Raw genomic sequence first — 9,441 nt, 5'->3', positions numbered from 1 at the left:
TTCGGGAAGGGGACGGCTAGATCAGCACCGCACCGTTCGAGGCCGATCCGACCAGCTTGGAGTATTTGGCCAGCACTCCGCGGGTGTAGCGCGGCGGGAGTGGTGCCCAGCCCTGTGCGCGGGAGTCCATTTCGGCTGCGTCGACGAGCAGGTCGAGGGTGCCCTTGCCCACGTCGAGTCGGATCTGGTCACCGTCGCGGACGAAGGCGATGGGTCCGCCGTCGACTGCCTCGGGTGCCACGTGTCCGACGCACAGGCCCGTGGTGCCGCCGGAGAATCGGCCGTCGGTGAGCAGCAGGACGTCCTTGCCGAGTCCCGCACCCTTGATGGCTCCGGTGATTGCGAGCATCTCGCGCATTCCCGGCCCGCCCTTGGGTCCTTCGTAGCGGATGACCACGACGTCGCCTGCTGCGATGGTGCCGTCTTCGAGGGCGTCCATGGCCGCGCGTTCACGCTCGAAAACTCGTGCGGTGCCGACGAAGACGTCGGAGTCGAAGCCTGCGGACTTGACGACGGCTCCGCCGGGGGCGAGCGATCCTTCCAGGATGGTGATGCCGCCGGTCGGGTGGATGGGCTTGTCGAGCGCGCGCAGCACCTTACCGTCGGGATCGGGCGGTGCGATGTGAGCGAGGTTCTCCGCCACGGTCTTCCCGGTGACCGTCATGCAGTCGCCGTGCATGAGGCCTGCGTCGAGCAGAGCCTTCATCACGACGGGAACTCCGCCGATGGCGTCGACGTCGGTCATGACGTGCTTGCCGAACGGCTTGACGTCCGCGAGGTGGGGAACCTTCGCGCCGACGCGGGTGAAGTCGGCGAGGGTCAGGTCCACCTGCGCCTCGTGGGCGATGGCCAGGAGGTGCAGTACCGCGTTGGTCGAGCCGCCGAAGGCCATGACGACGGCGATGGCGTTCTCGAAGGCTTCCTTGGTGAGGATGTCGCTGGTGCGGATGCCGCGTCGCAGAAGATCGACGACGGCCTCGCCGCTGGCGTGGGCGAATCCGTCGCGTCGGCGATCGGGAGCGGGAGGAGATGCGCTGCCGGGCAACGACATTCCCATCGCTTCGGCTGCGCTGGCCATTGTGTTGGCGGTGTACATTCCGCCGCAGGCACCTTCGCCGGGGCAGATGGCGCGTTCGATGGTGTCGACGTCGGCGCGTGACATCAATCCGCGCGAACAGGCACCGACGGCCTCGAAGGCGTCGATGATCGTCACCTGGTGCTCGCTGCCGTCGGACAAGGTCGCGAACCCGGGCAACGTGGAGCCGGCGTAGAGGAAAACACTCGCCAGGTCCAGACGCGCTGCGGCCATGAGCATTCCGGGCAGCGACTTGTCGCATCCGGCGAGCAGAACGGAACCGTCGAGACGCTCTGCGCTGATGACGGTTTCGACGCTGTCGGCGATCACCTCACGGGAGACCAACGAGAAGTGCATGCCCTCGTGACCCATCGAGATACCGTCGGACACCGAAATGGTGCCGAATTCCAGCGGGTAGCCGCCGGCGGCGTGGACGCCCTTCTTGACGGCCTTCGCCAGACGTTCGAGCGAGAGGTTGCACGGGGTGATCTCGTTCCACGACGACGCGACGCCGATCTGGGATTTGCCCCAGTCTTCGTCGCCCATCCCGACGGCGCGGAGCATGCCGCGCGCTGCCGTTTTCTCCAGTCCGTCGGTGACGTCGCGGCTGCGCGGCTTGACGTCGATGTCTTCGTGGGGATTCTGCGGGGTCGTCATGACTCTCCTGAGCGGTCGGCGGACGGTCGCGTCCTCAGGTTCCGCTCCTGAGTCGCATTCACCGTCAACACTAAACCTGTGGTTGCGGCTCTCGATCGGCATGCACCCAACTCGTACGTCTCGAGTGCCCTTCATCGAGTGACGAATGGCCCTGTCGAGCACCACCAGCTCGGGGAGAGAGTGGGTGTGTCACCGCATCGCGGTGGGAGTCCGAGGAGAGACGATGAACGATCAGCCGGATACGGCCGTGGTGGAGATGCTGGTGGAGCTCGCGTGTCGCGCTCCGTCGGTGCACAACAGTCAGCCGTGGAGGTGGATCTACTCCGAGCACGTACTCGATCTGTACACCGACAGCTCGCGCGTGCTCGGGGCGATAGACCCGACCGAGCGGCAGATGGTGATGAGCTGCGGGGCTGCCTTGGACCACCTGCAGAAGGCCGCGGCAGCCAACAGGTGGACGGCAGAGATCGACCTGTTGCCGACCCCGGGTGCACCGGATCACCTCGCGCGTGTTCGTTTCGTACACGACGCGCATCCCCGGTCGCACGAGTTCGACCTGCTCACTGCGATCAATCGGCGGTACTCGGATCGGCGAGCGTTCGGGCCGGTGCCGAGCAATCGCGATCTGACGCGATACCTGGGTCAGGAGCACTACGGCACCGAGATGACCGTCCTGTCGGCCGAGTCCAAAGAGACGTTGGCGAAGGCATCGACTCTGAGCGCGAGCGTACGTAGGTACGACGCGACGTATCAGGCGGAGATCAGATGGTGGGCCGGGCACGCGTTCCGATCGGGAGGAATTCCGCCCGAGGCTCTGACGAACCGCGCGGATGCATCGAGGGTGCAGGTCGGACGAGTGTTCCCCGAACCGCACCGGGTCGCCGCGACCGTGACACAGGAGCCGGTCGAGGACGAATCCACCGTGGTGCTGCTCGAGACGTCATCGGACGAACGCCTGGATTGGCTGCAGAGCGGTCGAGCCATGTCTGCCTTCCTCCTGGCAGCGACAGCGGACGGACTGGCGACGTGCCCGTTGACGCACATGACGGAACAGTCGGGTAGCAGGCGCTTGGTCGAATCTCTCGCTGCACGCACGGGGGTGGCGCAGGTGCTGATTCGAGTCGGTAAACCGATGATCGGCTCACCGCCACCCCGAACCCCACGACACGCGGTCGCGTCGGTGCTCTCGGCACCCGCCCGCGCAACGAACAGGAGACGATCGTGATTCTCGCAGGACACCAGAAAATCGTTGTCGGCGTGGACGGCTCGCCAGCCAGCATCGACGCTGCCCGCTGGGCGGCCACCCTGGCCGAGAAGGTGGATTCTCCGCTGCTGATCGCCGGGGCAGTACAGCAGCCCGTGTTCTACATGGGCGAGCCCGCAACGGTGGTGCCGACGGAGGTGTGGGACGAGCAGCGGCGCGCGGCCGAACGCGTCGTCACCGACGTTGCCACCGCGGTGCTGTCCCGTCATCCGAACCTGGCCGTGACCACCTCGGTGGAGGAAGCGACCGCATGCACGATGATGGTCGGACACTCCCGCACCGCCCGCATGCTCGTCGTCGGTAACTCCGGTTCCGGCCCGATCGTGTCGGCATTGTTCGGGAGTACGGCGCAGGAGACCTCGAACGCGGCCCTGTGTCCGGTGATCGTCTGGCGGGAGGGAATCGGCACCGTCGACGCACCGATCCTCGTCGGTATCGACGGCAGTGCGACGAGTGAGGTGGCCGTCGAGCAGGCCTTCGATCTGGCGTCTCTGTTGGGTGTGCCGATGATCGCCGCGTTTGCCTGGAGCTCGTTGTCCCAGGGGGCGGCGCTCTCCTTGCCGGGATCGCCCGACAGTGCCGAGATCGAGCGCGAGCAGCGAATGCTGCTGTCGGAATGTCTTGCCGGATGGAGTGAGAAGTATCCGGACGTATCCGTCGAACATATTGTGCAACAGGGTAATCCGGCGCATCTTCTGATAGACCTGTCCAAGCGTGCCGGCCTCGTGGTGGTCGGTAGCCACGGACGGGGAGTGGTGGCGAGAGCACTGTTCGGATCGACCAGTAGCAACCTCACGCGGCATGCGCGCTGCCCGGTGATGATCTGCAGGGACACGACGACAGCGGGGACTCGACGATGACGAACGACGCACCAGCAGCGGCAGGTACCCGGCGGATGGAGACCGATTCCATCACCGTCGACAGTCCGGCATCGACAGGGTCGACGGTGTTTCCGGTGACCACCGCGTCGACCGGCGGCACCGTGTACGCGGTGATGATCGCCGAATACGGACCGCTCGCCGGAACCTCCCCGGACGGACACGATCTGAGAACTGCGGTGCTCGGCCGGTGGCCGGGGGTGCGCGTGTTCGAGCGGCGCAGCACCGGTGTCAGCGGGGCCGACCCGCGCGGCTACGAGACCTTCTACGTCGAGCTCGAATCGAGCGGATGCCGCACCGATATCGATACCGACGAAGTATCTGCCCTGTTCCACCCCTGACCGACCCGACGGCTTCCCATCGAGACAGGAACACATCATGAGCAATTCCACCGACCGCGTGCTTCCCATCCTGGTGGGCATCGACGGCTCCACCGAGGCCGATGCCGCAGCGCTGTGGGCGGCCACCTACGCGGCGAAGACACATGCGTCCGTTCGGTTGATTCACGCTGTCCCCGAGGGTGATTGGTACGGATCGGCAGCGTTCGTCGACGGCGGTGCACTCGAGCGGGACCTCCGCACGATCGGGCGAAAGCATCTCACCCGTGCGGCCGGAGCGATGCACGACGTTGCACCCGACGTATCCGTCGACATCGTCACCGTCGACGGCACCATCGCGTCGTACCTGTCGAATGCCGACGCCGAATTGATCGTGCTGGGATCGAGGAAGTCGAGTGCACTACGAGACCTGACCCTGGGCAGCAACACGCTCCGAGTCGTCACGCACGCCCACTGCCCCGTACTGCTGGTGCGTGGTGGCGGGGAGAGCAGCGATCCCGCCAGGCCCATCGTGGTGGGCGTCGACGGAAGTGAGCAGTCGGATCGAGCATTGAGTGCAGCGCTCGAGTTCGCCCACACCGTCGGTGCACCGGTGGTCGCGGCGAACTACTGGGGATTCGCGGCCCAGCCGGGTCTGGGAACGGGATTCGAGGAGATCGACTGGGTGAGTGTCCGGGCACACGAAAAGCATTGGCTGGATGCGCATGTGGAGAAGATGCACGAGAAGTACCCGGAGGTGGCGCTGTCGACCGTGAGCGCGCAGTCGAGCCCGACGCGAGGCCTGCGGGCGATGTCGGCGTCGGCGTCGATGCTCGTGGTGGGTTCTCGGGGTCGAGGTGCTCTGCGTGGGACGATTCTGGGGTCGGTCAGTCAGAATCTCGTTCACCACGCCGACTGCTCGGTGCTGATCGTGCGATGACCCAGTGCGGTGAGTCACGCGCTCCGACGCGAGGCGGGTGGTGGTGAGCCGATGTCGCAGTGCGGGGGACAGTTCGACGCGTCGTCGCCGGTGCCGCGGATCAGTGCTGCCGCGATGGCGGCACCGATGACCAGCAGTCCGGTGCACATCAGCATCGCGGTGTGGAAGCCGTCCGAGAACACCTCCGGCGCAGCGTAATCGGATCCCGCGATACCGGCGAGCGCAGGGAGCGCGGCCACGGCGAGCAGTTGACTGGTGCGGGCCACGGCATTGTTGACTCCAGACGCGATTCCGGCACGATCGGTCGACACCGCGCCCAGAACCGCTCCGGTCAGCGGGGCCACCAGAGCGGACAATCCGAGCCCGAAGACGAGAACCGCAGGCAGAACGTCTGTGGCGTAGGTGGATCCGGGTCCGATGCGCAACATCAGCAACAGCCCCAGTGCCGAGAGCAGTGGCCCGACGGTCATCGGAACACGAGGTCCGATGCGTCCGGCGATTCTGCCCGCGCGGGCGGACAGGACGAGCATCAGAGCGGTGATCGGCAGCGTGGCCACTCCGGCCGCGATGGGTGAGTAGCCCACGGCGAACTGCAACTGCAACACCAGAAGAAAGAACACGCCGCCCAGAGCCGCGTACACGGCGAAGGTGACGAGGTTGGCCGCCAGAAACACTCGGGATGCGAACAGCGACGGCGGAACCAGTGGATCGTGCGAGCGACGCTCGATCACCACGAACACTCCGGCCGCGACGACACCCAGAGCGAGCGCCAGGGCATGTGACTCGATCAGACCGTACGTGAGCAGACCCAGCGCTGCCGCGACGGTCACCGCTCCCGGTGCGTCGAGTCGGCCGGATGCGTGCGGATCTCGGCTCTCGGGAACGTGTTTCGCTGCCACCCACACGACCACGACGGCGAGCGGGATGTTGATCAGGAACACCGAACGCCACCCGACGGCGTCGACCAACCAGCCACCGAGCAACGGACCGACCGCGGACGCGACGCCGCCGAGACCCGACCACAGACCGATCGCAGCTCCTCGATCCTCGGCCCTGATGGAAGCCGAGATCAGCGCGAGAGAACCCGGCGTCAGCAAGGCCGCGCCGACGCCCTGCAGTAGTCGCGCCGCGACCAGCACCTCGATGCTGGGAGCGAGCCCGCAGAGCACCGACGCGGCCGCGAACCAGACGGTGCCCCAGACGAACACCCGCCTGCGCCCCAGCCGGTCGCCTAGCGACCCGCCCAGCAGAATCAGCGAGGCCAGCGTCAAGGTGTAACCGCTCAGCGTCCACTGCAGACCGGTGACGCCCGAACCGAGATCGCGACCGATCGCGGGTAACGCGATATTGACCACGGTGGCGTCGAGCATCGCCAGAGCCGAACCGAGCACCGTGGCTGCGACGATCCAGCGGCCCCTCGCGCTCGAGAGTGTGATGCCCTCAGCGGTCACAACCGTTCGACGCAGACGACGAAGTTGCGTGAGTCCTTCTCGAATCCGTACAGCGCCGGGTCGGGGCAGTCGTCGACGGACGAGGTGCCCTGCAGGATGGTCACGACGCGGCGGGTGTCGGCACCGGGGGTGGCGCAGTCGATCCGCTGAGCGAATTCACCGACGAGGTCCATGCATCCGCCGACCTGCCAGTCGATGTCGAGGCACAGAGCTCCCTGTTCGATGTCGAAGTAGGTCTCGTAGTAGTACTGATCGGCGTCCTCGGGGCATTCGGCCGAGGTGGGCGTCTTGGCGAAGACGACGTAGTTGGACTCCGCAGACCCGCAGGTCGCGTTGGCGATGGCCGCCTCGTCGACGGTTCCGCCCAGGGCCACGCACTCGCCGATCTCCACGTCGATGTCGACACTGCCGCCGTCGTCGATGTCGGTCTGAGGTGTGGTGGTGGGAGGGTTGGTGGTCGTGGTGGCGGGAATGGTGGCACCGGAGATGGCGACGGCGGTACCGGACACTTCCGAGGCGCATCCGCCGAGCATCAGCGCCGCGCACGACGACAACGCGAGCACGAGAGCGCGGACCGAACGACTGGATGACGCCATGGTGAGTCCTGCCCTCGTAGGTTCGACCGTGCTCGTGTAGAAAATATCGGACTCGCTCGTCGGCTGCATGAGGCAGGATGAACTGCGTGGATCTTCCTCTTGCCGTGCCGGTCGCACCGATGCTCGCCAAAGCCGCGAAAGTGGTGCCCGCACAGCCCGAGGACGGGCCCGCGGTGTGGTCGTACGAGCCGAAATGGGACGGGTTTCGCGCGATCGTCTTCCGTGACGGAGACGAGGTGGTGCTGGGGTCACGTGGCGGTAAGGACCTGGCACGCTATTTCCCGGAGTTGGTGGAGGCGATCAAGGCCGAGCTGCCCGAGAAGATCGTCGTCGACGGCGAGATCGTCGTCCCCCGCGAGAAGGACGGATCCACTCGTCTGGACTGGGAGTCGCTGTCCGAACGGATTCACCCCGCGGCGAGCCGGGTGACCATGCTCGCGGAGAAGACGCCCGCGCAGTTCATCGGCTTCGACCTGTTGGCCGTCGGCGACGAGGACCTGACGGGTGAGCCGTTCTCGACGCGGCGAGCGAGACTGCTCGACGCGGTGGGTACCGGCGGGACGAGCTGTCACGTCACCTCCGCCACCGACGACGCGGCGGTGGCCGAGGATTGGTTCGAGCGTTTCGAGGGTGCCGGGCTCGACGGTGTGGTGGCCAAGAAGCTCGACGGTCTCTATCTGCCGAACAAGCGCGAGATGGTCAAGATCAAGCATGCGCGTACCGCCGACTGTGTGTTGATCGGTTATCGAATCCACAAGTCCGGCAACGGTATCGGATCTCTGCTCCTCGGTCTGTACGACGGCGACGACCTGCGCATGATCGGCGGCGCGTCGGCCTTCACCGACAAGCGACGGCTGGAACTGCTGGAAGAACTCGAACCGCTCCGGCTCGGCGACGATGTCACGTACGACGGCGAGGCGACCCGCTGGAATTCGTCGAACGACCGCAACTGGATCCCGGTGCGCATCGAGCGGGTCATCGAGGTGGCCTACGACCAGATGGAAGGGGCTCGGCTGCGGCACGTGGCTCGGTTCCTGCGGTGGCGACCCGATCGTGAGCCGCGCTCGTGCGCGTACGACCAGCTCGAGGTTCCGGTGCGCTACGACGTCGCCGACGTCATTGCCGGGGGACGGTAGCCATGGCCGCGAAAACACCACCGGCGTTCGTGCAGGCCGGCGAGCGCGAAGTGCGGGTGTCGAGCCCCGATCGCGTGATCTTTCAGGCCACCGAACGCACCCCGGAGATCACCAAACTGCAGGTGTGCGAGTACTTCGCGGCAGTCGGGGAGCCACTGATGAGGGCGATCGGTGACCGCCCCACCGCGATGGAGCGTTGGCCCGACGGCTATCGCGAGGGCATGCGATTGGCACTCGGCCCCCAGGACAAGGAGGGCGACGGTTTCTATCAGAAGCGGTTGCCCAAGGGCGCGCCAGAGTGGATCGAGACGGTGAAGATCGCGTTCCCCAGTAAGCGCACCGCCGAAGAGCTGTGTCCCTCGGAACCGGCTGCGCTGGTGTGGGCGGCGCAGATGGGCACGCTGACCTTTCATCCGTGGCCGGTGCGGCGACCGGACGTGGATCATCCCGACGAGCTCCGGCTGGACCTCGATCCGCAGCCGGGAACCACGTTCGCGGGCGCCCTGCGAGTGGCCGATGTGACCCGAGAGCTGTTGGAGGAACTGGGTTTACGCGGCTACCCGAAGACGAGCGGGAATCGGGGCATTCACATCTACGTCCGCATCGAGCCGCAGTACACCTTCGAGCAGGTGCGCCATGCGGCCATCGGTCTGGGCCGCGAGCTGGAACGGCGCGACGACGGGGTGACCACCAACTGGTGGAAAGAGGAACGCGGAGAACGCATCTTCATCGACTACAACCAGAACAATCGAGACCGAACCATCGCCAGCGCATGGAGTCTGCGGGCCCGTCCGGGTGCGACGGTGAGCACTCCGATGACGTGGTCGCAGTTGGCAGATGTCACCGATCCACGTGAGTACAACCTCGTCACGGTGCCGGAGCTGGTTCGGGACGGAGACCCGTGGGCCGATATGGACGAGCAGGCCTACTCCCTCGAACCCCTTCTGCAGCTGTGGGAAACACTGCCGGGCGGGGAGCTGAACTTCCCGCCGGATTACCCCAAGATGCCTGGTGAGCCGCCCCGAGTGCAGCCGTCGAAAAAGGTCGCCGAGCACTGGGATGCGGAGGGGAATCGCACGGAGGGCTGACGAAGCCGGGCAACGTTGCACACTACGACGCCGTATCGA

Annotated in this window: 9 protein-coding genes; 6 read left to right on the top strand and 3 right to left on the bottom strand. The window is 66.2% G+C overall.

The window, feature by feature from the left end; genetic code table 11:
• Nucleotides 1–16: 16 nt before the first annotated feature.
• Nucleotides 17–1,732 carry a dihydroxy-acid dehydratase gene (gene ilvD, locus CH291_RS08340; protein WP_094687186.1) on the bottom strand — a complete coding sequence of 572 codons (1,716 nt, stop codon included), beginning with the start codon at nt 1,730–1,732 and terminating at the stop codon, nt 17–19.
• Between the two features lie 223 nt (nt 1,733–1,955).
• Here ilvD and CH291_RS08335 point away from each other — a divergent pair, with 223 nt between their 5' ends.
• The 4 genes from CH291_RS08335 to CH291_RS08320 are packed head-to-tail and all read left to right on the top strand — an operon-like array spanning nt 1,956 to nt 5,131.
• Nucleotides 1,956–2,957, top strand: coding sequence for an Acg family FMN-binding oxidoreductase (locus tag CH291_RS08335; protein WP_094687189.1), 1,002 nt, complete (start codon nt 1,956–1,958; stop codon nt 2,955–2,957).
• Nucleotides 2,954–3,856 (top strand): universal stress protein, encoded by a 903-nt coding sequence (locus tag CH291_RS08330; RefSeq protein WP_094687185.1) that lies wholly within the window; start codon nt 2,954–2,956, stop codon nt 3,854–3,856. Before CH291_RS08335 ends, CH291_RS08330 begins: the two co-directional genes overlap by 4 nt.
• Nucleotides 3,853–4,215: a hypothetical protein gene (locus CH291_RS08325; protein WP_094640569.1), complete on the top strand. Its 363-nt coding sequence runs from the start codon at nt 3,853–3,855 to the stop codon at nt 4,213–4,215. Before CH291_RS08330 ends, CH291_RS08325 begins: the two co-directional genes overlap by 4 nt.
• A gap of 37 nt (nt 4,216–4,252) precedes the next feature.
• On the top strand, nt 4,253–5,131 hold the full coding sequence (locus CH291_RS08320; protein WP_094687184.1) for a universal stress protein: 879 nt from the start codon (nt 4,253–4,255) through the stop codon (nt 5,129–5,131).
• Between the two features lie 14 nt (nt 5,132–5,145).
• Here CH291_RS08320 and CH291_RS08315 read toward each other — a convergent pair whose 3' ends face one another.
• The gene (locus CH291_RS08315; RefSeq protein WP_094687183.1) at nt 5,146–6,582 is read right to left on the bottom strand and encodes an MFS transporter; all 1,437 of its coding nucleotides are present in this window, start codon (nt 6,580–6,582) and stop codon (nt 5,146–5,148) included.
• Entirely contained in the window at nt 6,579–7,178 is a 600-nt protein-coding gene (lppU, locus tag CH291_RS08310) for an LppU family putative lipoprotein (protein WP_094687182.1), read from the bottom strand. Before lppU ends, CH291_RS08315 begins: the two co-directional genes overlap by 4 nt.
• A gap of 86 nt (nt 7,179–7,264) precedes the next feature.
• On the opposite strand from lppU, the gene CH291_RS08305 reads away from it, so the two are divergent.
• Together CH291_RS08305 and CH291_RS08300 are read left to right on the top strand one after the other, a co-directional pair.
• Nucleotides 7,265–8,314, top strand: a complete 1,050-nt coding sequence (locus CH291_RS08305) for an ATP-dependent DNA ligase (protein WP_094669158.1) — start codon at nt 7,265–7,267, stop codon at nt 8,312–8,314.
• Between the two features lie 2 nt (nt 8,315–8,316).
• Nucleotides 8,317–9,402, top strand: coding sequence for a DNA polymerase domain-containing protein (locus tag CH291_RS08300; RefSeq protein ID WP_094687181.1), 1,086 nt, complete (start codon nt 8,317–8,319; stop codon nt 9,400–9,402).
• Nucleotides 9,403–9,441: the final 39 nt, after the last annotated feature.

It is taken from the genome of Rhodococcus sp. 14-1411-2a (assembly GCF_002259485.1).
In the GTDB taxonomy this organism is placed as follows: Bacteria; Actinomycetota; Actinomycetes; order Mycobacteriales; family Mycobacteriaceae; genus Rhodococcoides.
This window is presented reverse-complemented; position numbering and strand designations above follow the sequence as displayed.